Source organism: Herbaspirillum sp. AP02 (genome assembly GCF_015767275.1).
Lineage (GTDB): Bacteria > Pseudomonadota > Gammaproteobacteria > Burkholderiales > Burkholderiaceae_D > Herbaspirillum.
The window spans coordinates 154,524-179,645 of record NZ_JADWMY010000002.1; the positions used below are offsets into that span (position 1 = coordinate 154,524).

A 25,122-nucleotide genomic window follows, 5' to 3' on the forward strand; every position below is an offset into this window, starting at 1 on the left:
TCCTGAATTTTTTCTCAATCTGTCGTGCTTTCGTTGTTCAACCTCTAGGAAAGGATCTGACATGTTCCTGAAACGTGTTATTCAAACCGCTGCCGGCGTCCTGTTGCTGTCGGCCTCCGTCGCTGCTTCTGCCCAGACCGCGATCTGCTACAACTGTCCGCCGGAGTGGGCCGACTGGGCCGCCCAGATCAAGGCGATCAAGGACAAGACCGGCGTCACCGTGCCGCCCGACAACAAGAACAGCGGCCAGGCCCTGGCTCAGCTGACGGCCGAAAAGGCCAGCCCGGTGGCCGACTTCACCTACCTGGGTGTGTCCTTCGGCATCGAAGCCAAGAACAAGGATCTGGTAGCCGCCTACAAGCCGGCCCACTGGAACGACATTCCCAATGGCCTGAAGGACCCGGACGGCTATTGGTTCACCATCCACTCCGGCACCATGGGCATCATGGTCAACGTCGACGCCCTCAAGGGCAAGCCGGTCCCCAAGTCCTGGGCTGACCTGCAGAAGCCGGAATACAAGGGCCTGATCGGCTACCTGGACCCGGCCTCGGCCTTCGTCGGCTACGTCGGCGCGGTGGCGATCAACCAGGCCCTGGGCGGCACGCTGGATGACTTCTCGCCGGCCATCGGCTTCTTCAAGAACCTGCAGAAGAACCAGCCCATCGTGCCCAAGCAGACCTCCTATGCGCGCCTGATCTCGGGGGAGATTCCGATCCTGCTGGGCTATGACTTCGACGCCTATCGCGCCAAGTACAAGGACCACGCCAACGTCGCTTTCGTGATCCCCACCGAAGGCACCGTGACCGTGCCCTACGTGGTGTCGCTGGTGAAGAACGCGCCGCACCAGGCCGAGGCCAAGAAGGTGCTGGACTTCCTGCTGTCGGACCAGGGCCAGGCCATCTGGGCCAACGCCTATCTGCGTCCGGTGCGTGCCGCGGCCATGTCCAAGGAAGCCGAATCGCGCTTCCTGCCGGCATCCGACTACGCTCGCGCCAAGTCGGTCGACTACGGCAAGATGGCTGAAGCGCAGCGCAAGTTCGGCGAGCGCTACCTGGCTGAAGTGCGATAAATGCAGGACGCAGGAGCAAGCATGAAGACCGCTATTTCCGCAGCGCCCGCAACGCCCGCTGCACCCCGCGTACGCAGCGCCGGCAACGGCGTGTGGCTGTGGTTTGCCGCGCCGGGCCTGACTCTGTTCTGCGCCTTCTGGCTGTTGCCGATGGCGCGCCTGGTCGGGGTCGGCGCGTCGGGCCCGGACGGTGCCATGGCCTATCTGTCGGTACTGACCAACCGCCATTACTTTGCCAGCCTCTTGTCCACACTGGCGTTGTCGGCGGTGGTGACCCTGGTCACGCTGGCGATCTCGGTGATGGTGGGCTTGTTCCTGCAGCGCAACCGCTTTGCCGGCCAGTCGGTCCTGCTGGCCATGCTGACCTTCCCGCTGGCGTTTCCCGGCGTGGTGGTCGGCTTCATGGTGATCATGCTGGCCGGGCGTCAGGGCATCATCGGCGGCTTCACCAACTGGCTGTTCGGTGAATCGCTGGTGTTTGCGTATTCGCTGGCGGGGCTGTTCCTCGGCTACCTGTATTTCTCCATTCCGCGGGTGATCCTGACGGTGGTGGCGGCGGCCGAGAAACTCGATCCCTCGCTGGAAGAGGCGGCCCGCTCGCTGGGGGCAAGACCCTGGCAGGTACTGCTGCACGTGGTGTTGCCGGCGCTGCTGCCGGCCCTGGTCTCCTCGGGAGCGATCTGCTTTGCCACCAGCGTCGGCGCCTTCGGTACGGCCTTCACCCTGGCTGCCAATATCGATGTGCTGCCCATGACCATCTACAACGAATTTACCGGTTACGCCAACTTCGCCACGGCGGCCTCGCTGTCCATCGTGCTGGGCCTGATCACCTGGGCCATGCTGGCCCTGGCGCGCTCGCTCACCGGTAGTGGCGTGGCCGCTGCGGCTTGAGGCGGGCAAGGAACAATGATGCAGAACCGAATGCGCTTTTACGTACAACTGGCCTTTACCTTGCTGGTGTGCGCTTTCCTGGTGGTACCGGTGGTGCTGTCGATGCTGGCCGGCGTCACCGAGAATTTCTTCGTGGGCCTGTCCAGCGGACTCACGCTGCGCTGGGTGGCCCAGGTGTGGGAGATGTACCAGCCCACCATCTGGCGCTCGCTGTTCATCGCGCTGGCCTGCCTGGCGGTGACGCTGGTGGCCGGGGTGCCGTTGGCCTATATGCTGGCGCGCTATCGCGGCGGGCATAGCCGCCTGGCACGGGTGATCGAGGAGTTGCTGATGATGCCGGTGGCGGTGCCCGGCCTGGCCACCGCGCTGGCGCTGATCATGGCCTATGGACAGTATCGCCAGTTCCGCGCCAGCATCTTCTTCATCCTGGTGGGCCACGTGCTGTTCACGCTGCCCTTCATGGTGCGCCCGGTGCTGGCAGTGATGCAGTCCTCGCAACTGGCGCAGCTGGAAGAAGCCGCTGCCAGCCTGGGAGCGGGACGTATGCGTCGTTTCTTCGGCATCGTGATCCCCAATGCGGCCTCGGGCATCCTGGCCGGCGCGCTGATGGTGGTGACCCTCTCGATCGGTGAATTCAATATCACCTGGATGTTGCACACGCCGCTGACCCAGACCCTGCCGGTGGGCCTGGCCGATGCCTATGCATCGATGCGGCTGGAGGTGGGATCGGCCTATACGCTGATCTTCTTTTTCATGATCATTCCGCTCCTGATCGGCATGCAGTGGGCGACCCAGGCAACACGCAAGAAAGTCAGTCTATGAAATCCAAGAAAGAAGCCGTTTCCATCCGCCTACACCAGTGTGCCAAGTCCTTCGCCAACGGCACGCGGGCGCTGCAGCCGCTGGACTTGGAAATCCATCCCGGTGAGACCCTGGTGCTGCTCGGCCCGTCCGGCTGCGGCAAGACCACCACGCTGCGCATGATCGCCGGCCTGGAATTTCCCGATGAGGGTGGCCGTGTCCTGTTCGGCGAGGATGACGTGACCGCGCTGCCGATCGAAAAGCGCGGCGTGGGCATGGTGTTCCAGAACTATGCGCTGTTCCCCAACATGAGCGTGGGCGAGAACATCGCCTACGGCATGAAGATCCGCAAGATCCCGGCCGGTGAGCGCGCCGAGCGCGTGGAGAAGTTGCTTGAGATGGTCCATCTGCAGGGCCTGTCGCATCGCCGCGTGGACCAGCTTTCCGGTGGTCAGAAGCAGCGCGTGGCACTGGCCCGGGCGCTGGCGATGGAGCCACGCGTGCTACTGCTGGACGAACCGCTGACAGCACTCGACGCCAAGCTGCGCGAAGCAGTGCGCAGCGACCTCAACAAGCTCTTGCGCAGCCTGGGCATCACCGCCATCTACGTCACCCACGACCAGGGTGAGGCGATGGCGCTGGGCGACCGCATCGTGGTGATGGAGCGCGGCAAGATATCGCAGATCGGCACGCCCAAGGAGATCTACTATCATCCTGCCAATGACTTCGTGGCCGATTTCATCGGTGCGATGAATCGCGTGCAAGGTATCGTTTCCGGAGATAGATTGTTGCTGCCCAGCGGCAGCCTGCCCTTGCCCGATGCCGGGCAATCCGCGGATGCGACACGGCAGGGCCAGCCGGCGTGGGCGATGTTCCGGCCGGAGGATGTGCAGGTGGTTGATATCACCGATGCCGATGCGCAATGCCTGCGTGGCAAGCTGATCAATACCTTTTTCCTGGGTGACCGCACCCGCTTTGAAATCGAGATCGGGACGGAGCGTCCGGTCATCGCCGAGACCAGCCGCCGTGGCTGGTGGGAGGCAGGGCAGCAGATCGCCCTGCGGGTGCCGGCGGAGGCCCTGGTGAAGATGGCGCCCGCCGCCGTGAAGGAGAATGCATGATACTGGGACAGATTTCCGATCTGCACATCAAGACCGATGGCAGGAAGTCGTACCGGGTGGTCGATACCGCCGAGAGCCTGCGTCGTTGCGTGGCGCAGGTCAATGGCTTGCAGCAGCGCCCGGATGTGCTGGTCATCACCGGCGACCTGGTGGACTTCGGCAAGCCGTCCGAATATGCCTGCCTGCGCGAGCTGCTGGCGCCGCTGACGATGCCCTACTACCTGCTGCCGGGCAACCACGATGAACGCAACGCGCTGCGGGCGGCCTTTCCCGAGCATGCCTATCTGCAGCAGGGCGGCGAGCGCATCGAGTATGTGGTCGAGGATTATCCGGTGCGCATCGTGGCGCTCGATACGGTGATCCCGCGTGCCAGCGGTGGCGAGTTGTCGGCGCAGAGCATGCAGTGGCTTGATGAGGTGCTGGCGCAGCAGCCGGAGCGGCCCACCGTGATCGCCATGCACCACCCACCGTTTACCACCGGGATCGGTCACATGGATGACATGGGGTTGATCAATCCGCAGATGCTGGAAGCGGTGGTAAAGAAGCACCCGCAGGTGGAGCGCATCCTGTGCGGTCACCTGCATCGTTCCATCCAGCGGCGTTTCGCTGGCACGCTGGCGAGCACGTGTCCCGGGGTGTCACATCAGGTGCAGCTGGACCTGGATCCGCAGGCGCCGTCCTGCTTCGTGATGGAGCCACCGGGCTACCAGTTGCATTGGTGGGATGCGCAGGCGCGCAGCCTGGTGAGCCATACGGCATTCATCGGCGAGTTCGACGGGCCGTATCCGTTCTATGACGGCGATGAACTGATCGATTGAAGTCGATTGCAGTCGATTGCAGTCGACTAAGCTCGATTAAAGAGGCCGGATGGATTGATCTCTGTAGCAGATCAATCCATCCGGCCGATGCAATGCAAAAGATAAGTCAATAACGCCGATCTACTTCCAGATCAGTGCGATCACCGGCGGTTCGTCATAATCCTCGCAGCGGTCATTGATGGCCGTGCAGCAGAATTCCACATCCTCGACCAGGTCCGGCAGGCGCTGATGCAACTCGGCGCTGTGGCTGATCTCGATGGTCAACATTTCCTTGGGCTTGAGCTTGAACTTGCACATGCCTTCGTCATCGCGCAGGTAGGACAGGCAATCCACCCAGGCATTCATGTTGCGGCCATAGAAATCGGGAAAGCCGAAGGCTTGCGCGCTCTCGGTGTGGAAGCTCTCCCAGTCGGTGATGCGGTCGCCCGCCAGTGTTACGGTGGCCATGTGCTATCTCTTTCAGTTGGCGTTGGCGTGCACCTTGCCGCCGGTCTTGGGGTCGGTGACGAAGCCCAGCTTGGTCAGGCCGGCAGACTGCGCGGCCGACATCACCTCGGCAATGGTCTGGTAGCGGGTCGACTTGTCGGCGCGCAGCTGCAGCTCGGGCTGCGGCTTCTTGCCGGCGGCGTCGGCCAGGCGGCTGTCCATTTCCTCTTCGCTGACCGGCTGGTCGTTCCAGTACAGCTTGCCGGCGGCGTCGATGCCGAGGGTGATGGTTTCCGGTTTTTCCGGTGCCGGCGCCGACTGCGCGGTGGGCAGGTCCAGCTTGAGGGCGTGGGTGAACATGGGCGCGGTGATGATGAAGATCACCAGCAGTACCAGCATCACGTCCACCATCGGAGTGACGTTGATGTCGGCCATCGGGGCCGAGTTCTGGTTGTCGTTGAATCCGCCGAAACTCATGATGGGCTCCCGGGGGTCAGTGCTTGCGCATGCCGCCGACGCGTTCGCCGGTGGTGAGATAGGCGTGCAGGTCGTGGGCGAAGCCGTCGAGTTCGGCCAGCACCACGCGGTTGATGCGGGTGAAGGCGTTGTAGGCCAGCACCGCCGGAATTGCCACCAGCAGCCCCAGTGCGGTCATGATCAGGGCCTCGCCGACGGGGCCGGCGACCTTGTCGATCTGTACCGTGCCGCTGGCCGAGACGGCCACCAGCGCGTGGTAGATGCCCCAGACGGTGCCGAACAGGCCGACAAAGGGGGCCGTGGAGCCGACCGAGGCCAGCAGCGTCAGGCCGCGTTCCAGGCGGGCCGAGACACGGTTGATTTCGCGTCGCAGGGTGCGGGTGATCAGTTCGCCGGGGTCGGTGGCGGCGTTCAGCGAGGGCGTGCCTTGCTGGCGGGTGCCGATGTCGGCGGCTTCGGCGGCGCGCTCGGCCATGGGACTGTAGATCTGCTCACTGTCGAGCCGCTGCATGGCGCCGGTGGCATCGGCCAGGGTGGGGGCCTGCCAGAACTGTTCCAGGGCGTTGCTGCCACGGCGGATGCGCCAGGCGGCCCAGGCCTTGGAAAGGATGTAGTACCAGCTGGCGATCGACATGATCAGCAGCAGATAGGCGACGGAGTGGGAAACGGCATCGCCTTGCGCCCAGTAGTGGGCAAATCCAACGTTCGGTTCCATATTGCGTTCTTTCGGGAAAGCGCCGCGCCAGCGCGGCAAGGGGTCAATCGGAAGCAATCAAGGGGGGCTGTCACTTGGAGCGGCCTGCCCCAAAAAAATTCGCTGCCGGACCTGGTGGGGCGCGGCAGCGTCGGGCATTTCCTGTGGTTCCGGGCCAGGCTTACTTGAAGCCCAGCACGTCCTGCATGTCGTACAGACCGCTCTCCTTGCCAGCCAGGAAGCGCGCGGCGCGCAGGCTGCCCATGGCATACGAGACGCGGCTGGACGACTTGTGCGCAATCTCGATGCGTTCGCCGATGCCGGCGAACAGCACGGTGTGCTCGCCGATGATGTCACCACCGCGCACGGTGGCAAAGCCGATGGAGGACGGATCGCGCTCGCCGGTGACGCCTTCTCGGGCGTAGACGGCGACGTCGTCGAGCTTCTTGCCCAGCGCATCGGCGATGACCTCGCCCATCTTCAGGGCGGTGCCGGAGGGGGCATCGACCTTGTGGCGATGGTGCGCCTCGATGATCTCGATGTCGTAGCCGTGCGAGAAATTCTTGGCAGCCAGTTCCAGCAGCTTGAGGGTCACGTTGACACCCACGCTCATGTTGGGCGCGGCCATGACGGCGGTCTTTTGGGCGAATTCGGCGATGGCGGCCTTGCCTTCGGCCTCGAAGCCGGTGGTGCCGATGACCACCTTGACGCCATGCGCAGCGCAGAACTCCAGATGTTTCAGTGTGCCTTCGGGGCGGGTGAAATCGATCAGCACGTCAGCGCCGGCCAGGCCACGGGCCAGGTCGGATTCGATGACCACGCCGGTGGTCTTGCCCAGGAACAGGCCGGCATCGGTGCCGATGGCCGGTGCGCTGGAGGTATCGAGGGCGCCGGAGAGCTTGAGGTCGTCGGCGTTGAGGATGGCTTCGATCAGCATGCGGCCCATGCGCCCGGAGGCGCCGGCTACTGCGATATTCAATGCGGTCATGGGAAACTCGGAATGACGGATGACGGGATACAGATATTACTTGCCGGTGGCCGAGGAGGGCGCCACGGGCGAAGCCGGTTTGACGTCGCTGTCCGCCTTGTCCTTGTCACCGCCGAAGCTGGCCTTGGCGCCGACCTTGGCATCGGTGATCAGGGTCAGGTATTCGCTTTCGGTGGGCAGGTTCTCGCCGCCTTCGACGTGATCCAGCAGGTCATCCTTGAAGAAGACCGAGACCCGGCTGGTCATGATTTCGCCATTGCCTTTGGCCAGGCGGAAATCATAATCCCAGCGATTGGAGTGGAACATGTCGGTCAGCAGCGGCGTGCCCAGCACGAAGCGCACCTGGTCGCGGGTCAGGCCGGGGCGCAGTTGCGCCACCATTTCCTTGGAGACGAAATTGCCTTGCTGGATGTCGATGCGATAGGGCTTGAGGAAGCCGAACAGGCTGTTGCTCTTGCCGGTCACCTTCACGCCCGAGGTGTCGGTCGGGGCCGCCTGCTCGGGCGACTTGGTCGAGGAACAGCCAGCCAGCAGGGCCAGCGCCGCGACGACGCCGATTGCGGCGGTTTGATGACGGGACTTCATTCGGGAAAGCATGCGCATAAAGTTTTCAACCGGGTTGAGCCATGAGCCTAAAGCGCTATATGATAAGCTAGAACTTACTTCTTAAATAGGCATGAGTGCGTTCCGGGCGTAAAAGGCTGTCCCACCAGCCCGGCCGGAGCGGTCCCCAGGCCCTCCCAGCGGACCAGCGCGCCTGTTTGAGACCAGTAAAAACCGGGAACCCACTCTACCATGCCGAACAATCCATCCGAACTGAAGGCCAGCGGCCTGAAGGCCACGCTGCCTCGCCTGAAGATCCTGGAAATCTTCCAGAACACCTCAGTGCGCCACCTGAGCGCCGAAGACGTCTACAAACAATTGCTGTCCGACAATCTGGACGTGGGCCTGGCCACCGTCTACCGCGTGCTGACCCAGTTCGAGCAGGCCGGCCTGCTCCAGCGCAATCACTTCGAGACCGGCAAGGCCGTCTTCGAGCTGAACGAAGGTTCGCACCATGACCATCTGGTCTGTCTGGACTGCGGCAAGGTCGAGGAATTTTTCGATGCCGAGATCGAGAAGCGTCAGCTCAAGATTGCCCAGGAACATGGTTTCGAAATCGCCGACCACGCCCTGGCGCTGTATGGACATTGCAAGAACTGCAAGAAGCTGAAGAAGTAATCAGCCTCCTTCCCTGCACATTTTTTGCGGAGGTAATCCTTTGCAAAGAATATGCAGGGAAAGCGCAGTAGAAGGGCAGCAAAAAAAAGCCACGTGACGACACACGTGGCTTTTTTTCGTTCGTGCTGCACAACCTGGCGCCGGGCGCCGGTAGCGTCCGGTCAGTGCTGGCTCAGCGCGCTGGAGAGCAGCTTGGCGGTGATGTCGACGATGGGGATGACGCGCTCGTAGGCCATGCGGGTCGGGCCGATCACGCCCAGGGTGCCGACGATGCGCCCGTTGACTTCATAGGGGGCGGTCACGATGCTCATGTCGTCCATCGGTACCAGTTGCGATTCGCCACCGATGAAGATCTGTACGCCCGTGGCCTTGCTGGACACATCCAGCAGCTGCAGCAGGCCGGTCTTCTGCTCGAACATGTCGAACAGGCGACGCAACGAATTCATGTTGGAGGACAGGTCGGTCACCGACAGCAGGTTGCGCTCGCCGGAGATGACCACGTTGTTGTCGGCTTCCTCGCTCATGGCGTCGCTGCCGGCTTCCACGGCGGCCTGCATGAGCACGGTCATGTCATCGCGCAACTGGCGCAGCTCGCCTTGCAGACGCAGGCGCACCTGGTCGAAGGACTGGCCGGCGTAATGCTGGTTGATGTAGTTGGCGGCCTGGATCAGCTGGCTGGGGGTGTAATCGACCTCGGTGAGCAGCATGCGGTTTTGTACATCGCCGCCCTGGTCCACGATCACCAGCAGGATGCGCTTTTCCGACAGCCGCAGGAATTCGATCTGCTGGAACGCCGATTCGCGCTTGGGCGTCATCACCACCCCGGCAAACTGCGACAGCGAAGACAGTACCTGGGCGGCATTGGTGATGATCTTCTGCGGCGAGGCGCTGTGCTGCAGGCGGGCCTGCAAGCGGCCTTCCAGCGCGCTTTCGTCGATCGCCTCGACGGTCAGGAGGGTATCGACGAACATGCGGTAGCCGCGCGGCGTCGGCACCCGTCCGGCCGAGGTGTGCGGACTGGCGACGAAGCCCATCTCTTCCAGATCGGCCATGATGTTGCGGATGGTCGCCGGCGACAGTTCCAGTCCGGACAGTTTCGACAGGGCGCGCGAGCCCACCGGCTGGCCGTCGGCGATGTACCGTTCGACCAGGGCCTTCAGGAGTGTGCGGGCGCGGTTATCGAGTTGCATGATGCGTATTCTAGCGGCTTATGATGCAAAGAGTGACAGCTACATGACGGCTGATGTGAATTGGTGCCAGCCGGAGCTTCAGGCCTGCGCCGCCAGCCAGTCGTGCAGCTCGTGCAGATCGCGGCAGATGGCATCGGGGTAGATGCCATCGGGCAGCGTCCGCGCAAAGCGGTTCATCCACACTGCGCGCAGGCCGGCCTGCTGCGCGCCCTGCACATCCAGCAGGGGATCGTCGCCGACATAGACCGTGGCGCCGGGGGCCACCTGCAGCGCTTCGCAGGCGGCATGGAAGATCGCCGGATCGGGCTTGGCGCGCCCGAAGCGGTGGGCCGCGATGGAGACGCCGAAGTGGCCGGCCAGTCCGATGCGTTCCAGGTCGGCGAAGCCATTGGAGACCGAGCCCAGCGTCAGCCTGCCTTTCAGGCGCTGCAGTGCCGGTTCCACATCGTCGAACAGCGCGACCGTGCTGCGCGCCTCCGAGAACAGGGCCATGGCCGGATCGACCAGGGCCAGATCCACGTCGTGTTCGCCGAAGACCTCGGTGAGTGCGGTATGGCGCAACTTCCAGAGGTCGATGCGGTAGACGGGATCGGTCTGCATCAGGGCCATGCGACGCTCGCGCAGGCTGGTCACGGTATGCGCGGCGGCTACGGCCGGCGCGTGTTCGCGCAGCCAGTCGTAGAGCAGGCCTTCGGCGCGCACGAGTACCGGTTCGATGGCCCACAGGGTGTCGTCGAGGTCGAACAGGACGGCTTCGATGGGCGGGGGAGGCAGGGTGGAAGCGCTTGGTTTCATTACAATGTCATCTCAAATTATGGTCTAATCCGCAGCATGTGGCCCATCAAATTACCCGTTCAGGCAGCCGTACCCAAAACCGTCGCCATCGTCGGCAAGTACCAGGCCGTCGGCATCGCGCAGATCTTGTCGGACATCGCCGTGTTCCTGGAGTCGCACGGCCACACCGTGGTCTTCGAGACCGAGACCGCCGAGAACATCGCGCTGCAAGGTTACGACAGCATGACCCCCGAGCAGATCGGCCATCATGCGGACGTGGCCATCGTGGTCGGCGGCGACGGCACCATGCTGGGCATCGCGCGCCAGCTGGCACCGTACAACGTACCGCTGATCGGCATCAATCAGGGACGCCTGGGCTTCATCACCGACATCGCGCAAGACCGCATGATACCGGCTCTGGCCGAAATGCTGGAAGGCAATGTCGAGGCCGAGTCGCGCTCGCTGCTGGAAGCACGGGTCTATCGCGAGGGCGGTGAGATCTTCCGCGCCCTGGCCCTGAACGATGTGGTGGTGGCGCGGGGTTCCACCTCTGGCATGGTCGAGCTGCGGGTCGAGGTCGATGGCCGCTTCATGTACAACCAGCGCTCCGACGGCCTGATCGTGGCGACTCCGACGGGCTCGACCGCCTATGCGCTCTCGGCCGGTGGACCCATCCTGCACCCCAGCCTGCATGGCATCGTGATGGTGCCGATCTCGCCGCATTCGCTGTCCAATCGCCCGATCACGCTGTCGGATTCCTGCGAGATCGTGATCCAGGTGGTCTCCGGGCGCGAGGTCAGCGCCAACTTCGACATGCAGTCGCTCACCAGCGTGCTGCATGGCGACCGCATCGTGATCCGCCGTTCGGCGCACAAGATCACCTTCCTGCATCCCCAGGGCTGGAGCTATTTCGACACCCTGCGCGAGAAGCTGCACTGGAATGAATACCCCTCGATAGAAGGCCGATTACAATAAGCGCGGCCGGCGCACGCCGGCTTGCTCCATTCTTCTGGCCTGTCCGTCCAACCCGCTGCGAGACCACCATGCTGCGTACCTTAACGATCCGCGACTTTGTGATTGTCGATGCCATCGAGCTCGAATTCGCGCGCGGATTTTCCGTCTTCACCGGCGAAACCGGCGCCGGCAAATCCATCCTGATCGATGCCCTGGCGCTCGCCCTGGGCGGGCGCGGTGACCCCAGCGTGGTGCGCGAGGGTGCGCCCAAGGCCGATGTCAGCGCCGATTTCACCGCCACGCCCGAGGTCCAGGCCTGGCTGGAAGAGCATGAGTTCGCCGACGAGCACGGTGGCGTGCTGCTGCGCCGGGTGATCGACAATGCCGGCCGCAGCAAGGCCTACATCAATGGCAGCGCCGCCACCGCTGGCCAATTGCGCGAGGTCGGCGAAATGCTGGTCGATATCCACGGCCAGCATGCGCACCAGTCGCTGATGAAGGCCGATGCCCAGCGCCAGTTGCTGGATAGCCAGGCCGGCCTGCTGGAGCAGGCGCGTGAAGTTGCCGCTGCCCATCGCACCTGGCGTGCGCTGGCACGGCAACGCGAGCAGTTCGAGCTGGATGCCCGCAATGTGCTGCTGGAGCGCGAGCGGCTGGAGTGGCAGGTGGCGGAGTTGCAGAAACTGGCCGTCAAGCCCGGCGAGTGGGCCGACATCAGCACCGAGCATAGCCGCCTGTCGCATGCGGCAGCGCTGATCGGCGGTGCGCAGGAAGCGCTGGGCGTGATCTCCGAATCGGAGTCGCCGATCCTCTCGCAACTGTCCTCGATCACGCAGAAGCTGGGCAAGCTGGTGGATGTCGATACCGCCCTCAAGCCCGTGCTCGATGCCCTGGAGCCGGCGCAGATCCAGCTGCAGGAAGCCGTGTATGCGCTCAATGATTACCTGGGGCGGGTAGAGCTCGATCCAGCCCGCCTGCTGGAAGTGGAAGAGCGTCTGGAGGCGATTCATTCCAGCGCCCGCAAATTCCATGTGCAGCCCGATGAATTGCCCGAGGAATATCGCAAGCTCTCCGAACAGTTGAAACAACTGGCCGATGCTAGCGACCTCGACGCCCTGCGCGCCCAGGAAGACAAGCTGCAAGCCGCCTACCTGGCCCTGGCGCAGAAATTGTCCAAGGCGCGTGCCAAGGCAGCCGCCGCATTGGGCGAGGCCGTCACTGCGGCCATGCAAGACCTGTCAATGGCTGGTGGTCGTTTCGAGATCGCCCTCAACGTCGGCGAGCCGGCCGCGTATGGCCTGGAACAGGTGGAATTTCTGGTCGCCGGTCACGCCGGAGTGGCACCGCGTCCGTTGGCGAAGGTGGCCTCGGGGGGGGAACTGGCGCGTATCTCGCTGGCCATCTCGGTGATCGCTTCGGCCGCCACCAGCGTGCCGACCCTGATCTTCGACGAAGTCGACAGCGGTATCGGCGGCGCCGTGGCCGAGGTCGTGGGACGCCTGTTGAAGCGCCTGGGACAGGAACGCCAGGTGCTGTGCGTGACCCACTTGCCACAGGTTGCCAGCCAGGCCAACCAGCATTACCAGGTCAAGAAGCGCAGCGAGGGCGGCAAGACCCTGTCCGACATCGACGGCCTGGATGCCAAGGCCCGTGTCGAGGAAATTGCGCGCATGCTGGGCGGCCTGGAAATTACCGCCACCACGCGCAAGCACGCGCGCGAACTGCTGGCGTCCTGAACCCTGATCCCTGATCGTCCGCGATCACAACAAGAACATCCAACGAAGCGACCATGGCCTTCCGCAAAGAACCTCCCCACACCCATGGCAACCCGGCCTCCACCGCCGTGGTGCTGGTCAACCTCGGCACACCCGATGCGCCGGATGCCTCGTCGCTGCGCCGCTACCTCAGGCAGTTCCTGTCAGACCCGCGGGTGGTGGAAATCCCGCGGGCGATCTGGTGGTTCATCCTCAATGGCATCATTCTGCCGTTCCGCTCTTCCAAGTCGGCCGCAAAGTACGCCAGCATCTGGACCGCGGAGGGCTCGCCGTTGCGCGTGCATACGCAGCGCCAGGCCGCTGCGCTGGCCACACAGCTGGCTGCGCGCGGCCATCATCAATTGCAGGTGACGTATGCGATGCGCTATGGCACGCCCTCGCTGCCGCAGGTGCTGGACCAGCTGAAGGAACAGGGATGCACCCGCATCCTGGTGCTGCCGGCCTATCCGCAATATTCCGGGACGACTACGGCCTCCATCTTCGATGCGGTGTTCGAGCACTACCGCCAGGTGCGCAACATCCCCGAGCTGCGCCTGATCCGCAACTATCACGATCAGGACGCTTACATCCAGGCCCTGCGCCAGTCGGTGCTGGATCATTGGGAACTCAATGGCCGCCCCGACAAGCTGGTGATGAGTTTCCACGGCGTCCCCAAGCGCACGTTGCTGCTGGGCGATCCTTATCATTGCGAGTGCTACAAGACGGCGCGCCTGCTGGCGGAGTCGCTGGGGCTGTCGGAGGATCAATATCTGGTCACCTTCCAGTCGCGCTTCGGCAAGGCGGAATGGCTGCAGCCGTATACCGCTCCGACCTTGCAGGAACTGGGGCGCCAGGGCGTACGCCGGGTCGATGTGATGTGCCCCGGTTTCACCAGCGACTGCCTGGAAACCCTGGAAGAGATCGCCATGGAGGTCAAGCATGACTTCCTGCAGGCCGGCGGCAAGGAGTTTCACTTCATCCCCTGCCTGAATGAAACCCCCGCCTGGATCGGTGGCATGGTGGAGATCGTCGAGCAGCACTTGGCCGGCTGGCCCACCATGAGCAATGCTGCTGCCCGCGACGAGGCTGTCCGGCAAGCGGGCATCGCCGTCGAACGCGCCAAGGCCCTGGGGGCCCCTCAATAATTCATTTCCAAAGGGCAACAGCAAGTTGCCTCGAACCGACGGAATGCCGCCTCCGGCCTGCTAGAATACGGACGGGATACGTCGTTGTTGTTGATTTTGCAATTTCCTGGGTGCGCGGACCTGCTCCACAGAAGAACAAAGCAGCCGTTCCGCGGGTCGCCACAGCTTGCCAGCGGTCGCGACGGCAGACGCAGGATGTCAGCCCGGAGGCCGCCTCATAGCGTGAATTCGCCGACCAGATGGGTATAGCTGATCCAGGCGGTGGCCAGCAGGCTATAGGCGGCGATGAGGATGGTGGCCGCAATCAGTGGCGGTTTCATGATGTCACCTTGTTGATACGATAAGTCCGAGGGGTAGCCTGCTCTGAGGCTAAATTCATATTAGCCCGGCATCGAGTGAACATGAAGGCCGGTCTGGTAACAGCTGTAACAGCTGTCCAACGCTCGGGATTTCACGCGGCAACGGCAGAATCAGGCAAAAAACCACTCAAAAAAGGCTAAATAGCCCTTGAAAATGCAGGGTTATGCCTTACTTGAGCCGCATCTTGCGCCGGCGATACAGCACGCAACTTGCCGGATGCACGTCACCAATCGATTCGTTGGAGGTAATTCAGGAATGCAAGACATGGAAAAACAGGAAGCCCAAACCGCCCAGCAAGATCCGCAGTCGCTTGATGCCGCTGCCGCCAACGCCGCCGAGCAGGCTGCTCCGGCCCAGCCCACGCTGGAAGACAAGCTGGCCGCCGCCGAAGCCCGTGCTGCCGAGATGCAGGACGCCTTCCTGCGCGCCCGTGCCGAAGGCGAGAACATCCGCCGCCGCGCTCAGGAAGACATCGCCAAGGCGCACAAGTTCGCCATCGAAGGTTTTGCCGAATCCCTGCTGGCCGTCAAGGACAGCCTGGAAATGGCCCTGAAGATCGAAAACGCCTCGCTGGAATCCCTCAAGGAAGGCGTGGACATGACCCTGAAGCAACTGACCTCGGCCTTCGAAAAGAACAAGCTGCAGGAAGTCAGCCCGCAAGCCGGCGACAAGCTGGACCCCATGAAGCACCAGGCCGTCTCGGCCGTGCCGGCCGAGCAGGAAGCCAATACCGTCGTGGCCGTGCTGCAAAAAGGCTATATGATTTCCGAGCGTCTGCTGCGCCCGGCGCTGGTGACGGTGGCCCAGGGAAAGTAAGTGGACCGGCGTCGAAAGGGGAGCAGCGCCAAAGGCATCATTTTTGCTTGTTCCGGTGGTTTCGACGCTTGAAAGTCCATCTTTCCTCCACATATTAAAAACATTCAAAACTACTGTAGCCCGGCATCCAGGGCTGAAAGATCGAAGGAAAAATCATGGGAAAAATCATTGGCATTGACCTGGGCACCACCAACTCTTGCGTTTCCGTCATGGAAGGCAACCAGCCCAAGGTGATCGAGAACTCGGAAGGCGCGCGCACCACGCCCTCCATCATTGCTTACCAGGAAGACGGCGAAATCCTTGTCGGTGCGCCCGCCAAGCGCCAGGCGGTGACCAATCCGCGCAATACCATCTACGCCTCCAAGCGTCTGATCGGCCGCAAGTTCCAGGAAAAGGAAGTGCAGAAGGACATCAACCTGATGCCCTACGAGATCGTGGCCGCCGACAACGGCGACGCCTGGATTGGCGTGCGTGACAAGAAGCTGGCGCCGCCGCAGATCTCCGCAGAAGTCCTGCGCAAGATGAAGAAGACCGCCGAAGACTACCTGGGCGAAGAAGTCACCGAAGCCGTCATCACGGTGCCGGCCTACTTCAACGATGCCCAGCGCCAGGCCACCAAGGACGCTGGCCGTATCGCCGGCCTGGACGTCAAGCGCATCATCAACGAGCCGACCGCGGCTGCGCTGGCCTTCGGCCTGGACAAGGCAGAGAAGGGTGACCGCAAGATCGCCGTGTATGACCTGGGCGGCGGCACCTTTGACGTGTCGATCATCGAAATCGCCGATGTCGATGGCGAAAAGCAGTTCGAAGTGCTCTCCACCAACGGTGACACCTTCCTGGGTGGGGAAGACTTCGACCAGCGCCTGATCGACTACATCATCGAGGAATTCAAGAAGATCAACGGCCTGGACCTGTCCAAGGACGCCATCGCCCTGCAGCGCATCAAGGCCTCGGCCGAACGCGCCAAGATCGAGCTGTCGTCCTCGCAACAGACCGAGATCAACGAGCCCTACATCGCCATGGCCAATGGTGCGCCGGTCCACCTGAACCTGAAGATCACCCGCGCCAAGCTGGAATCCCTGGTCGAGGAACTGATCGCCAAGACCATGGAGCCCTGCCGCACCGCCATCAAGGATGCCGGCGTGAAGGTTTCCGACATCGACGACGTGATCCTGGTCGGCGGCATGACCCGCATGCCCAAGGTCATCGAGAAGGTCAAGGAATTCTTCGGCAAGGACCCGCGTCGTGACGTCAACCCCGACGAAGCCGTCGCCGTGGGCGCCGCCATCCAGGGTTCGGTCCTCTCGGGCGACCGCAAGGACGTGCTGCTGCTGGACGTGACCCCGCTGTCGCTGGGTATCGAGACCATGGGCGGCGTCATGACCAAGATGATCAAGAAGAACACCACCATCCCGACCAAGTTCAGCCAGGTGTTCTCCACTGCCGACGACAACCAGCCGGCCGTGACCATCAAGGTCTACCAGGGCGAGCGTGAAATGGCGCAGGGCAACAAGGCCCTGGGCGAGTTCAACCTGGAAGGCATTCCGCCGGCACCGCGCGGTACCCCGCAGATCGAAGTGACCTTCGACATCGACGCCAACGGCATCCTGCACGTGGGCGCCAAGGACAAGGCCACCGGCAAGGAAAACAAGATCACCATCAAGGCCAACTCGGGCTTGAATGAGGAAGAGATCGAAAAGATGGTGCGCGACGCCGAAGCCAACGCCGAGGAAGACAAGCGCCTGAAGGAACTGGCCGAGACCCGCAACCAGGGCGACGCGCTGGTGCACTCGACCAGGAAGGCCCTGGGCGAATACGGCGACAAGCTGGAAGGTGGCGAGAAGGAAGTCATCGAAGCGGCCATCAAGGAACTGGAAGAGGCCCTGAAGGGTGACGACAAGGCCAGTATCGACGCCAAGACCGCCGCCCTCTCCACTGCCGCGCAGAAGCTGGGCGAGAAGATGTACGCCGACCAGCAGGCGCAGGCCGCTGCCGCTGGTGGTGCAGCGGGTGCCGCAGGCCAGGCTGGTGCTGCCGGTGCCGCCGGTGCTTCAGCCAAGGACGACAACGTGGTCGACGCCGACTTCAAGGAAGTGAAGTAATCCGGGACTGACGCCTCGTTTTACCTGACGTCAGCGCTCGCGCCCGGGTGCGGTTTTTCCGCAGCCCGGGCGGATTTTTAGGAAATCAGCTCCAGCAGCATCCACCCGGCCGGGTTGTCTGATCGGCCAGGCCGGTACGCCGAGTCCGCAGTCAAAAGCTGAACTCGGCTTTTTCACATTGTTGGTTTCCGGTCGTGCGTGCGCGGCCGCAGTGCAGGCCATCGCAGCAGCGACGGAACACAATAACAAGGTGGGTTATACAACATGGCAAAACGCGATTTTTACGAAGTGCTCGGACTGGCCAAGAACGCCAGCGATGAAGAGATCAAGAAGGCTTATCGCAAGCTGGCGATGAAGTACCATCCTGACCGCAACCCCGACAGCAAGGGCGCGGAAGACAAGTTCAAGGAGGTCAAGGAAGCCTACGAGATGCTGTCGGACCCGCAGAAGCGCGAGGCCTACGACCGCTACGGACACGCCGGTGTCGATCCCAACATGGGCGCGGGCGGCGGTGCCGGTGCCGGCGGCTTTGCCGATGCCTTCGGCGATATCTTCGGCGACATCTTCGGTGGTGGCGGCGGCGGTCGCGGGCGCAATTCGGGTCCGCAGGTCTATCGCGGCGCCGACCTGCGCTACAACCTGGAAATCACCCTGGAACAAGCGGCCCACGGTTTCGATACCACCATCCGCGTGCCTTCCTGGGACCAGTGCGACACCTGCCACGGCAGCGGCGCCAAGCCCGGCACTTCGCCGGTCACTTGCACCACCTGCGGCGGTCACGGCCAGGTGCGCATGCAACAGGGCTTCTTCAGCATCCAGCAGACCTGCCCCAAGTGCCACGGCAGCGGCAAGATCATTCCTGAACCTTGCCCCACCTGCGCCGGTGCCGGTCGCATCAAGCGCAACAAGACCCTGGAAGTGAAGATTCCCGAAGGCATCGACGACGGCATGCGCATCCGCTCCTCCGGCAACGGTGAGCCGGGTGTCAACGGCGGTCCTCCGGGCGACCTGTATGTGGAAATCCACATCAAGCCGCACGACGTATTCCAGCGCGATGGCGACGACCTGCATTGCGAAATGCCGATCTCGTTTGCCAAGGCAGCCCTGGGTGGCGAGATCGAAGCCCCGACCCTGAACGGCAAGGCATCCTTCTCCATCCCCGAAGGCACCCAGAGCGGCAAGACCTTCCGTCTGCGCGGCAAGGGGATCAAGGGTGTGCGTTCCGGTTATGCCGGCGACCTGTTCTGCCACGTCGTGGTGGAAACCCCGGTCAAGCTCACCGAACGCCAGAAGGAACTGCTGCGCGAATTCGAGCAGCTGACCACCGAAGGCGGCGCCAAGCACAGCCCGCAGACCAAGACCTGGAAGGACAAGGTCAAGGAATTCTTCGAGTAAGACCGGAGATCCTTCGCGCAACAGCAGCAAAGCAAAACGGCCAGCAGATCGCTGGCCGTTTTGCTGTCCGCCTGCGCAATGCAGCAGGCGGTTGATGCCCCAGGCAGTTTCAGAAGCAATGCTCCGGTGCCGGGAAGCTGCCGTCCTTGACCGCGGTCACATAGGCGCGCACGGCCTGCTCGATGCTGCCGGCGCCGTCCATGAAGTTGCGCACGAAGCGGCTCTTGTGTCCTGGGAAGACCCCCAGCATGTCATGCATCACCAGCACCTGGCCAGAGCAGTCCGGGCCGGCACCGATGCCGATGGTGGGAATGGCCAGGCGGTCGGTCACTTCCTTGCCCAGCGTCGCCGGCACCGCCTCGATCACCACCAGCGAGGCCCCCGCCTGCTGCACGGCCAGTGCATCGGCGTGCAATTGCGTAGCGCCATCGCTGGTCTTGCCTTGCACCTTGAAACCGCCCAGCTGGTGCACCGACTGCGGCGTCAGGCCGATATGCGCGCAGACCGGAATGCCGCGCTCGGTCAGGAATCTGATGGTGTCCGCCAGCCATACCCCGCCTTCCAGCTTGACCATGTGCGCCCCCGCCTGCATCAGCAGGGCGGCGTTGCGGAAGGCCTCTTCACGGGTCGGATAGGTGCCGAAGGGCAGGTCGGCGATGATCAGCATGGTGCTGCTACCGCGTGCCACGGCGGCGGTGTGGTAGGCCACGTCCTGGATGCTCACCGGCAGTGTGGAATCATGGCCCTGGCAGACCATGCCCAGGGAGTCGCCGATCAATACCGTTTCCAGGCCGGCGCGCTCCATCAGCGTGGCGAAGCTGGCGTCATAGCAGGTCAGCATGCTGATCTTGTCGCCCTTGGCGCGCATGGCCTGCAGGGTGTGGGTCGTCACCGGCTTGGCGCGAGCGGCGCCGGATTCCTGAAGATAGCCTGCCATTGGAAATTCAACCTCCTTGATTGAGAAAGGCGCGCTTGCCGCGCATCTCTTCGATGTGCTGCAGCAGTGTGCGCAGATCGGCGTCGTTGTGCGCCGGGTCCAGGTGTTCGGTATTGACGGTCAACACCGGCGCCCCTTCGTAATGATAGAAAAACTGACTGTAGCACTCGGAAAGCCGTTGCAGGTAGTCCAGCGAAATGCCTTCTTCCATGGCCACGCCGCGCTCGGCAATGCGCGCCTGCAATATCTCGGGCGCAGCCTGCAGATGGATCACCAGGTCCGGCAGCCGCGCCTGCGGGCGCAACTGCAGGTACAAGGTTTGGTAGAGCGCCAGTTCTTCGCCGGCCAGGGTCAGGCCGGCAAAGAGCATGTCCTTTTCCAGCATGAAATCGGCGACGAAGCGGCCCTCCAGCAGCGCCGGATCGAGTGGTGCCTGCAACTGCCTCATCCGCTGCAGCAGGAAGAACACCTGGGTCTGGAAGGCATGCTGGCCGGCATTGCGGTAGAAGTCGGCCAGGAAGGGATTTTCCTCCGGCTGTTCCAGTACCACCTGGGCGTCCCACAAGCTGGCCAAGCGTCTGGCCAGTGAAGTCTTGCCGGCGCCGATCGGGCCGTCGATTGCAATGTAGCGATAGCTTTCCAGTTCCATGCGTCCTCTTTCCCCCGGCACGCCGGGTGCGGCATTGTAGTTGATTTCCCCCGGCGGGCGGCACCCGCGGAAGCTTGGTTTTGTTGTGACTATTGCAATAATTTCCATTCACCCATCCACTGCGTCGACAACTCAAACGGAAATTGGCCTTTATTCGACGAAAGGCAGCACTCTGGCAACCAGCACAATAGGCTGTGGCTTGGTGCGTGCGGGGATAGACCAGCCAGGTGGGAGATTGGTGCCGGGTCCGGTGCAGGTTGCCGTGTTGACGAGGCAGTCTCCCGGTAGCGCGCAACAGGCGGTGCGGCGGCCTGTTGCCCCCAAGATCGGGCAATGCCTGCCGTAAACACCGTCAAGAGCATGGTGCGCCCGTGGCGCCATGCGCATTGACCCAAACTGAGAACAACAAATCGGGATCGTGGCTGTGAAATCGCTTCGCAATATCTTGCCAGTGCTGTGCCTGGTCAATCTGCTGCTGTTCATGATGCTGGCCCAGCACTGGTGGCTGGGCTTGCTGGTCGGCCTGCTGATCGGCGGCGCCTTCTATCTGACTTGCCTGCCGGCTCCCGTCGTCGCGCCGATTTCCCCGAGCGCTGCCGTGGCGGTACTCGACGTGCCGCAGGCGCAGCACGTACCCAGCGTCGAAGATGCCGGGGCGGCCGTCGTGGCGTCACCATCGAAGTCATCCTCGGTGCCGACCTCTGCCCCCGATCAGTCCCACCCCCTGGCCGACCTGCTGCGCGAAGTGCTGCCGGTGTGGCAAGGCAATGTACAGCTGGCGCGCGCGCAGACCCAATCGGCCATCGATAGTCTCACTGCCCGTTTCGTGGGTATCCACGAGCGTCTCGGTGGCACGCTCGATCCCGCCAGCCGCGCTGCCAACGGTGACATCCTGCAGACCATCCAGGACGCCGCCGAGCAACTGGGCATCATCGCCTCGGCGCTGGAAGGCATGCAGGCTGCGCGGCAGGTACTGGCCACCCGCTTCGACGCACTCATGGCGGCCAACGATGACATCCGCCGCCTGGCCCAGCAGAATGAACAACTGGCCGGCCAGACCGGTGTGACCGATCTCCTGAGCGACGCCCAGAGCTGGCAGGAGCTGGCCGAACGCTCGGCCGAGAACAGCCGGCAGATCGCCGCCCGCGCCAAGGGCGCGCGCCAGCAGATCCTGGCGGCCATCGGCAGTACCGGCGAAATGGCCGCCGGCGCCAGCGAGATCGTGGAAAACTCGCGTGCCGTGATCGACCAGATCATCGCCGACTTCCGCCAGTCCGCCATGAAGCTGACCACCACCGTGGAAGAGCTGGAAGACGAGGGACGCGAAGTCGATCGCGAAGTCTGCGACATCCTGGTCCACCTGCAATTCCAGGACCGCATCAGCCAGATACTGGACCACGTGCAACAGGATATTGCCCGCCTGCGCGGGGCTGCGGAGCCGGGACAGGCCACTCTGCCTTCTCCCCAGCAATGGCTGGCCGATCTCGAAAAGACCTACACCACGCAGGAACAGCGCCAGATACACGCCGGCCAGCAGGGCAATCCTGCGGCGCCGTCCCAAGTGGATTTCTTCTGAGGAAGCGAGATGGAAAAGAGCATTTTGATCGTCGACGATTCCTTCAGCCTGCGGCAGACCATCTCTGCCGCCTTGAGGGGTGCCGGCTACCACGTGGAAGAAGCCGCCGACGGCCGCGAGGCCCTGAAGAAACTGGATGGCCGCAAGTTCAACCTGGTCATTTCCGACCTCAACATGCCCAACCTCGACGGCCTGTCCTTCGTGCGCGAGATGAAGCAGATGCCGGCCTACAAGTTCACGCCCGTCATCATGCTGACCACCGAGAGCAGTGAAGCGCGCAAGCTGGAGGGCAAGGCCGCCGGCATCCGCGCCTGGGTGCACAAGCCCTTCCAGCCTCCGGTACTGCTCGATGCGGTGGCCAAGCTGGTACAGCCTTGAACGCTGACGCCGACCGATAGCAAGAGACCGAGAGAAAGCCGAGGCCTGCAACATGCCACTGACGTACTCCGTGCAAGAGGACAGCCTGCTGCTCACCGTGAGCGGCGGACTGAGCATTTTCCAGGCGGCCGAGCGCAAGCCGGAGCTGCTGCACGCATTGACGATGGTGCAGCCACGCGTGGTGCTGGACCTGGCCGGGGTGGACGAGATCGACACCGCAGGCATCCAGTTGCTGTTGCTGCTGCGGCGCGAGCTGGCTGAGCGCGGTCGTCAGCTGGAGATCGGTGCCTACAGCCCGGCGGTGGTGGCGGCGCTGGACCTGCTGCAGCTGCATGAGCGCTTCGGTCCCGCCGATGCCCTGCTCTTGCCTGCAGGGGAGGATGCATGAAAAAGGATTCCGCCCGCGACGCCGTGGTACAGGAAGCACGTGAGCTGCTGGTGGCGATGGAGGCCGCATTGCTGCAGATCGAGATGGAAGGGCCGACCCGCGAATGCATCAACGCCATCTTCCGCGCTGCCCACACCATCAAGGGCTCGGCCGGACTGTTCGCCTTCGACAGCATCGTCCAGTTCACGCACCAGGTGGAGCATCTGCTGGACCTGGTACGCCAGGATCGCCTGCCCCTGAACGGCCATCTGATGTCCCTGTTGTTGCAGTGTGGCGATTACATCGGTGAGCTGGTCGATGCCATTGAGCGCGGCCAGGAAGCCGAGGAGCCCAATGCCAAGCGGCGTACGGCACTGCTGGCCGAACTGGCCATGGTGGCGCTGACCGCAAGCACCGCCGACGCCGTCGATACAGCAGGCGCCGGGCCGGCTGCTGCAGCAGGCGAAACTGTCGCTGGCCTGCCTGACGCCTTGGGTGTGCTTGACGAGCTCATCGCCCAGGCCCCGGCCGACTATCCCTATTGGCACCTGTCGCTGCAGTTCAACGAAAACGTGCTGCGTGATGGCCTCGACCCGCTATCCTTCCTGCATTATCTGCGCTCGCTGGGGCGCATCGTCGCCATCCTGCCGGTGGAGAGCGGTATTCCCGATGCCGCCAGCATGGATGCCGAGAGTTGCTACCTCGGCGTGGAGATCTGTTTTGCCTCCGGCTCCAGCCGCCAGACGCTGGAGGATGTCTTCGAGTTCGTGCGGGACGACAGTCGCATCGACATCCTGTCCCCGCATAGCGTGCTGGCCGACTACGCTACCGTGCTGCAACGCCTGGCGCGTGAGGATGCGGCGCGTCTGGTCGGTCTCTGGCGCCACCACGGGCTGTTCAATGAATCTCAGTGGCGCTGCCTGGGTGCGGTCACGGTCGAAGAGGCTACCGCGCCGGTGGTGCCGGTGGCCGCTCCCGATGCTCGCCAGCGGCCGCGTCCGCTGGACGAACGCCGTGCGCAGGAGCAGAAGTTCATCAAGATCGAAGTCTCCAAGCTCGACCAGTTGATCGACCTGGTAGGCGAACTGGTGATTGCCGGTGCCAGTGCACGCCTGATCGCACGCCGCCGCAAGGACAGCCAGTTCGAGGAAGCGACCCAGGCCATCGATGGCCTGATGGAACAGATCCGCGATGCCGCGCTGACCTTGCGCATGGTGCAGATCAATGAAGTGTTCCAACGCTTCCCGCGCATCGTGCGCGACATAGCGCGGGACCTCGACAAGGACATCGACCTCATCATGACCGGCTCCGACACCGAGCTGGACAAATCCATGGTCGAGCGCCTGGCCGATCCGTTGATGCATATCGTGCGCAATGCCATCGACCACGGCATCGAACCGGCGGTAGAACGCCTCGCCGCCGGCAAGCCGCCCAAGGCCACCCTGCGCCTGAATGCCACCCACGAATCGGGCAGCGTGGTGATCGAAGTCATGGATGACGGCCGCGGCATGGACCGCGACCGTATCCTGGAGAAGGCCGTGGCGCAAGGCTTGGTGACGGGTGATGAGGACCTCAGCGATGCCGACATCTATCGCTTTGTCTTCGAGCCCGGATTCTCCACCGCACGCCAGGTGACTGAATTATCGGGGCGCGGGGTCGGCATGGATGTGGTCAAGCGCAACATCGAGGCCTTGCAAGGCGAAGTGACCATCGATACCGAAGGCGGCCGCGGCACCGTGGTGCGCATCCGCCTGCCGCTGACGCTGGCCATCATCTCGGGATTCCAGGTGGTGGTGGGCAATGCGGTCTTCGTGATTCCGCTGGACATGGTGGTGGAGTGCATCGACATGCCGCCGCACCAGAGCGGCAGCCACATCGTGGCGGTGCGCGACGAACCCTTGCCCTTCGTACCGCTGCGTGAATTGTTCGACCTGCCGGAGCGCCAGCAGGGCCGTGCACGCAAGAGCCTGGTGATCGTGCAATACGGCCAGTTGCGCGCAGGCCTGCTGGTCGATGGCCTGCTCGGCGAATGCCAGGCAGTGATCAAGCCGCTGGGCCGGCTGTTCGGCAAGGTCAAGGGATTGTCGGGGTCGACCATCCTCGGTGACGGCCGCGTGGCGCTGATCCTGGACATCCCGCACCTGGTCCACCATACCCAGCAGCAGGAACAAGGCAATACGGCGGCCTACGCCGAACGCGGCGTGGCGTCCGCGCAATGA

General features: G+C 63.2%; 25 protein-coding genes. 16 read left to right on the forward strand and 9 right to left on the reverse strand.

The annotated features are described in order from the left end of the window. Nucleotides 1–61 precede the first annotated feature (61 nt). The 5 genes from I5R65_RS06620 to I5R65_RS06640 are packed head-to-tail and all read left to right on the forward strand — an operon-like array spanning nucleotide 62 to nucleotide 4,700. Nucleotides 62–1,069 (forward strand): ABC transporter substrate-binding protein, encoded by a 1,008-nt coding sequence (locus tag I5R65_RS06620; protein ID WP_180665594.1) that lies wholly within the window; start codon nucleotides 62–64, stop codon nucleotides 1,067–1,069. 21 nt (nucleotides 1,070–1,090) lie between these two features. After that, nucleotides 1,091–1,960 (forward strand): ABC transporter permease, encoded by an 870-nt coding sequence (locus I5R65_RS06625; RefSeq protein ID WP_180665596.1) that lies wholly within the window; start codon nucleotides 1,091–1,093, stop codon nucleotides 1,958–1,960. Between the two features lie 18 nt (nucleotides 1,961–1,978). Continuing rightward, nucleotides 1,979–2,782, forward strand: coding sequence for an ABC transporter permease (locus I5R65_RS06630; protein WP_180665598.1), 804 nt, complete (start codon nucleotides 1,979–1,981; stop codon nucleotides 2,780–2,782). Continuing rightward, entirely contained in the window at nucleotides 2,779–3,882 is a 1,104-nt protein-coding gene (locus tag I5R65_RS06635; protein WP_180665600.1) for an ABC transporter ATP-binding protein, read from the forward strand. The genes I5R65_RS06630 and I5R65_RS06635 overlap by 4 nt, the downstream gene beginning before the upstream one ends. After that, nucleotides 3,879–4,700, forward strand: coding sequence for a phosphodiesterase (locus I5R65_RS06640; protein ID WP_180665602.1), 822 nt, complete (start codon nucleotides 3,879–3,881; stop codon nucleotides 4,698–4,700). Before I5R65_RS06635 ends, I5R65_RS06640 begins: the two co-directional genes overlap by 4 nt. Nucleotides 4,701–4,820: 120 nt before the next feature. Here the strand turns inward: I5R65_RS06640 and I5R65_RS06645 are convergent, their stop codons facing one another. The 5 genes from I5R65_RS06645 to I5R65_RS06665 all read right to left on the reverse strand — a co-directional run bounded on the left by I5R65_RS06645 (nucleotide 4,821) and on the right by I5R65_RS06665 (nucleotide 7,870). Next, entirely contained in the window at nucleotides 4,821–5,147 is a 327-nt protein-coding gene (locus I5R65_RS06645; RefSeq protein ID WP_180665604.1) for a barstar family protein, read from the reverse strand. Nucleotides 5,148–5,159: 12 nt separating this feature from the next. Beyond that, nucleotides 5,160–5,603: a biopolymer transporter ExbD gene (locus I5R65_RS06650; protein WP_180665606.1), complete on the reverse strand. Its 444-nt coding sequence runs from the start codon at nucleotides 5,601–5,603 to the stop codon at nucleotides 5,160–5,162. A 16-nt stretch (nucleotides 5,604–5,619) separates the two neighbouring features. Beyond that, nucleotides 5,620–6,318: a MotA/TolQ/ExbB proton channel family protein gene (locus I5R65_RS06655; RefSeq protein WP_180665608.1), complete on the reverse strand. Its 699-nt coding sequence runs from the start codon at nucleotides 6,316–6,318 to the stop codon at nucleotides 5,620–5,622. A gap of 160 nt (nucleotides 6,319–6,478) precedes the next feature. Continuing rightward, the gene (dapB, locus tag I5R65_RS06660; RefSeq protein WP_180665610.1) at nucleotides 6,479–7,285 is read right to left on the reverse strand and encodes a 4-hydroxy-tetrahydrodipicolinate reductase; all 807 of its coding nucleotides are present in this window, start codon (nucleotides 7,283–7,285) and stop codon (nucleotides 6,479–6,481) included. A 36-nt stretch (nucleotides 7,286–7,321) separates the two neighbouring features. After that, nucleotides 7,322–7,870 carry an outer membrane protein assembly factor BamE gene (locus I5R65_RS06665; protein WP_180665612.1) on the reverse strand — a complete coding sequence of 183 codons (549 nt, stop codon included), beginning with the start codon at nucleotides 7,868–7,870 and terminating at the stop codon, nucleotides 7,322–7,324. Between the two features lie 210 nt (nucleotides 7,871–8,080). Here I5R65_RS06665 and fur point away from each other — a divergent pair, with 210 nt between their 5' ends. After that, nucleotides 8,081–8,506, forward strand: coding sequence for a ferric iron uptake transcriptional regulator (gene fur, locus I5R65_RS06670; RefSeq protein ID WP_013232645.1), 426 nt, complete (start codon nucleotides 8,081–8,083; stop codon nucleotides 8,504–8,506). A 161-nt stretch (nucleotides 8,507–8,667) separates the two neighbouring features. On the opposite strand, the gene hrcA is transcribed toward fur, so the two are convergent. After that, the gene (gene hrcA / locus I5R65_RS06675) at nucleotides 8,668–9,696 is read right to left on the reverse strand and encodes a heat-inducible transcriptional repressor HrcA (RefSeq protein ID WP_180665614.1); all 1,029 of its coding nucleotides are present in this window, start codon (nucleotides 9,694–9,696) and stop codon (nucleotides 8,668–8,670) included. A gap of 78 nt (nucleotides 9,697–9,774) precedes the next feature. Continuing rightward, the gene (locus I5R65_RS06680) at nucleotides 9,775–10,491 is read right to left on the reverse strand and encodes an HAD family hydrolase (protein WP_180665616.1); all 717 of its coding nucleotides are present in this window, start codon (nucleotides 10,489–10,491) and stop codon (nucleotides 9,775–9,777) included. A 36-nt stretch (nucleotides 10,492–10,527) separates the two neighbouring features. On the opposite strand from I5R65_RS06680, the gene I5R65_RS06685 reads away from it, so the two are divergent. From I5R65_RS06685 to dnaJ, 6 genes are all read left to right on the forward strand, one after another. Then, the gene (locus tag I5R65_RS06685) at nucleotides 10,528–11,445 is read left to right on the forward strand and encodes an NAD kinase (RefSeq protein ID WP_180665618.1); all 918 of its coding nucleotides are present in this window, start codon (nucleotides 10,528–10,530) and stop codon (nucleotides 11,443–11,445) included. 68 nt (nucleotides 11,446–11,513) lie between these two features. Then, entirely contained in the window at nucleotides 11,514–13,160 is a 1,647-nt protein-coding gene (gene recN, locus I5R65_RS06690) for a DNA repair protein RecN (RefSeq protein WP_180665620.1), read from the forward strand. A gap of 53 nt (nucleotides 13,161–13,213) precedes the next feature. Then, entirely contained in the window at nucleotides 13,214–14,323 is a 1,110-nt protein-coding gene (hemH, locus tag I5R65_RS06695; RefSeq protein ID WP_180665622.1) for a ferrochelatase, read from the forward strand. A 615-nt stretch (nucleotides 14,324–14,938) separates the two neighbouring features. Continuing rightward, the gene (gene grpE / locus I5R65_RS06700; protein ID WP_180665624.1) at nucleotides 14,939–15,499 is read left to right on the forward strand and encodes a nucleotide exchange factor GrpE; all 561 of its coding nucleotides are present in this window, start codon (nucleotides 14,939–14,941) and stop codon (nucleotides 15,497–15,499) included. A gap of 155 nt (nucleotides 15,500–15,654) precedes the next feature. After that, on the forward strand, nucleotides 15,655–17,601 hold the full coding sequence (dnaK, locus tag I5R65_RS06705) for a molecular chaperone DnaK (protein ID WP_180665626.1): 1,947 nt from the start codon (nucleotides 15,655–15,657) through the stop codon (nucleotides 17,599–17,601). Nucleotides 17,602–17,865: 264 nt separating this feature from the next. Beyond that, on the forward strand, nucleotides 17,866–18,996 hold the full coding sequence (gene dnaJ, locus I5R65_RS06710; protein ID WP_180665628.1) for a molecular chaperone DnaJ: 1,131 nt from the start codon (nucleotides 17,866–17,868) through the stop codon (nucleotides 18,994–18,996). Between the two features lie 109 nt (nucleotides 18,997–19,105). Here dnaJ and panB read toward each other — a convergent pair whose 3' ends face one another. Both panB and I5R65_RS06720 read right to left on the reverse strand, forming a co-directional pair. Next, a complete protein-coding gene (panB, locus tag I5R65_RS06715; protein WP_180665630.1) occupies nucleotides 19,106–19,933 on the reverse strand; it encodes a 3-methyl-2-oxobutanoate hydroxymethyltransferase in 828 nt (275 codons plus the stop codon). 7 nt (nucleotides 19,934–19,940) lie between these two features. After that, nucleotides 19,941–20,582 (reverse strand): deoxynucleoside kinase, encoded by a 642-nt coding sequence (locus tag I5R65_RS06720; RefSeq protein ID WP_180665632.1) that lies wholly within the window; start codon nucleotides 20,580–20,582, stop codon nucleotides 19,941–19,943. Between the two features lie 424 nt (nucleotides 20,583–21,006). Here I5R65_RS06720 and I5R65_RS06725 point away from each other — a divergent pair, with 424 nt between their 5' ends. From I5R65_RS06725 to I5R65_RS06740, 4 genes are read left to right on the forward strand one after another with little or no spacing between them, the layout of a single operon-like run. Continuing rightward, on the forward strand, nucleotides 21,007–22,158 hold the full coding sequence (locus I5R65_RS06725) for a chemotaxis protein (protein WP_180665634.1): 1,152 nt from the start codon (nucleotides 21,007–21,009) through the stop codon (nucleotides 22,156–22,158). Nucleotides 22,159–22,167: 9 nt separating this feature from the next. Continuing rightward, complete coding sequence (locus I5R65_RS06730; RefSeq protein ID WP_180665636.1) at nucleotides 22,168–22,536, forward strand: response regulator; 369 nt, start codon at nucleotides 22,168–22,170, stop codon at nucleotides 22,534–22,536. A gap of 52 nt (nucleotides 22,537–22,588) precedes the next feature. Next, nucleotides 22,589–22,924, forward strand: coding sequence for an STAS domain-containing protein (locus I5R65_RS06735; RefSeq protein ID WP_180665638.1), 336 nt, complete (start codon nucleotides 22,589–22,591; stop codon nucleotides 22,922–22,924). Then, complete coding sequence (locus I5R65_RS06740) at nucleotides 22,921–25,122, forward strand: chemotaxis protein CheA (protein ID WP_180665640.1); 2,202 nt, start codon at nucleotides 22,921–22,923, stop codon at nucleotides 25,120–25,122. Before I5R65_RS06735 ends, I5R65_RS06740 begins: the two co-directional genes overlap by 4 nt.

Bases quoted from the DNA above. Each gene is read 5' to 3' on its own strand.
- I5R65_RS06620 (WP_180665594.1), top strand. From the start codon at position 62: ATGTTCCTGAAACGTGTTATTCAAACCGCTGCCGGCGTCCTGTTGCTG.
- I5R65_RS06625 (WP_180665596.1), top strand. From the start codon at position 1,091: ATGAAGACCGCTATTTCCGCAGCGCCCGCAACGCCCGCTGCACCCCGC.
- I5R65_RS06630 (WP_180665598.1), top strand. From the start codon at position 1,979: ATGCAGAACCGAATGCGCTTTTACGTACAACTGGCCTTTACCTTGCTG.
- I5R65_RS06635 (WP_180665600.1), top strand. From the start codon at position 2,779: ATGAAATCCAAGAAAGAAGCCGTTTCCATCCGCCTACACCAGTGTGCC.
- I5R65_RS06640 (WP_180665602.1), top strand. From the start codon at position 3,879: ATGATACTGGGACAGATTTCCGATCTGCACATCAAGACCGATGGCAGG.
- I5R65_RS06645 (WP_180665604.1), bottom strand. From the start codon at position 5,147: ATGGCCACCGTAACACTGGCGGGCGACCGCATCACCGACTGGGAGAGC.
- I5R65_RS06650 (WP_180665606.1), bottom strand. From the start codon at position 5,603: ATGAGTTTCGGCGGATTCAACGACAACCAGAACTCGGCCCCGATGGCC.
- I5R65_RS06655 (WP_180665608.1), bottom strand. From the start codon at position 6,318: ATGGAACCGAACGTTGGATTTGCCCACTACTGGGCGCAAGGCGATGCC.
- dapB (WP_180665610.1), bottom strand. From the start codon at position 7,285: ATGACCGCATTGAATATCGCAGTAGCCGGCGCCTCCGGGCGCATGGGC.
- I5R65_RS06665 (WP_180665612.1), bottom strand. From the start codon at position 7,870: ATGAAGTCCCGTCATCAAACCGCCGCAATCGGCGTCGTCGCGGCGCTG.
- fur (WP_013232645.1), top strand. From the start codon at position 8,081: ATGCCGAACAATCCATCCGAACTGAAGGCCAGCGGCCTGAAGGCCACG.
- hrcA (WP_180665614.1), bottom strand. From the start codon at position 9,696: ATGCAACTCGATAACCGCGCCCGCACACTCCTGAAGGCCCTGGTCGAA.
- I5R65_RS06680 (WP_180665616.1), bottom strand. From the start codon at position 10,491: ATGAAACCAAGCGCTTCCACCCTGCCTCCCCCGCCCATCGAAGCCGTC.
- I5R65_RS06685 (WP_180665618.1), top strand. From the start codon at position 10,528: ATGTGGCCCATCAAATTACCCGTTCAGGCAGCCGTACCCAAAACCGTC.
- recN (WP_180665620.1), top strand. From the start codon at position 11,514: ATGCTGCGTACCTTAACGATCCGCGACTTTGTGATTGTCGATGCCATC.
- hemH (WP_180665622.1), top strand. From the start codon at position 13,214: ATGGCCTTCCGCAAAGAACCTCCCCACACCCATGGCAACCCGGCCTCC.
- grpE (WP_180665624.1), top strand. From the start codon at position 14,939: ATGCAAGACATGGAAAAACAGGAAGCCCAAACCGCCCAGCAAGATCCG.
- dnaK (WP_180665626.1), top strand. From the start codon at position 15,655: ATGGGAAAAATCATTGGCATTGACCTGGGCACCACCAACTCTTGCGTT.
- dnaJ (WP_180665628.1), top strand. From the start codon at position 17,866: ATGGCAAAACGCGATTTTTACGAAGTGCTCGGACTGGCCAAGAACGCC.
- panB (WP_180665630.1), bottom strand. From the start codon at position 19,933: ATGGCAGGCTATCTTCAGGAATCCGGCGCCGCTCGCGCCAAGCCGGTG.
- I5R65_RS06720 (WP_180665632.1), bottom strand. From the start codon at position 20,582: ATGGAACTGGAAAGCTATCGCTACATTGCAATCGACGGCCCGATCGGC.
- I5R65_RS06730 (WP_180665636.1), top strand. From the start codon at position 22,168: ATGGAAAAGAGCATTTTGATCGTCGACGATTCCTTCAGCCTGCGGCAG.
- I5R65_RS06735 (WP_180665638.1), top strand. From the start codon at position 22,589: ATGCCACTGACGTACTCCGTGCAAGAGGACAGCCTGCTGCTCACCGTG.
- I5R65_RS06740 (WP_180665640.1), top strand. From the start codon at position 22,921: ATGAAAAAGGATTCCGCCCGCGACGCCGTGGTACAGGAAGCACGTGAG.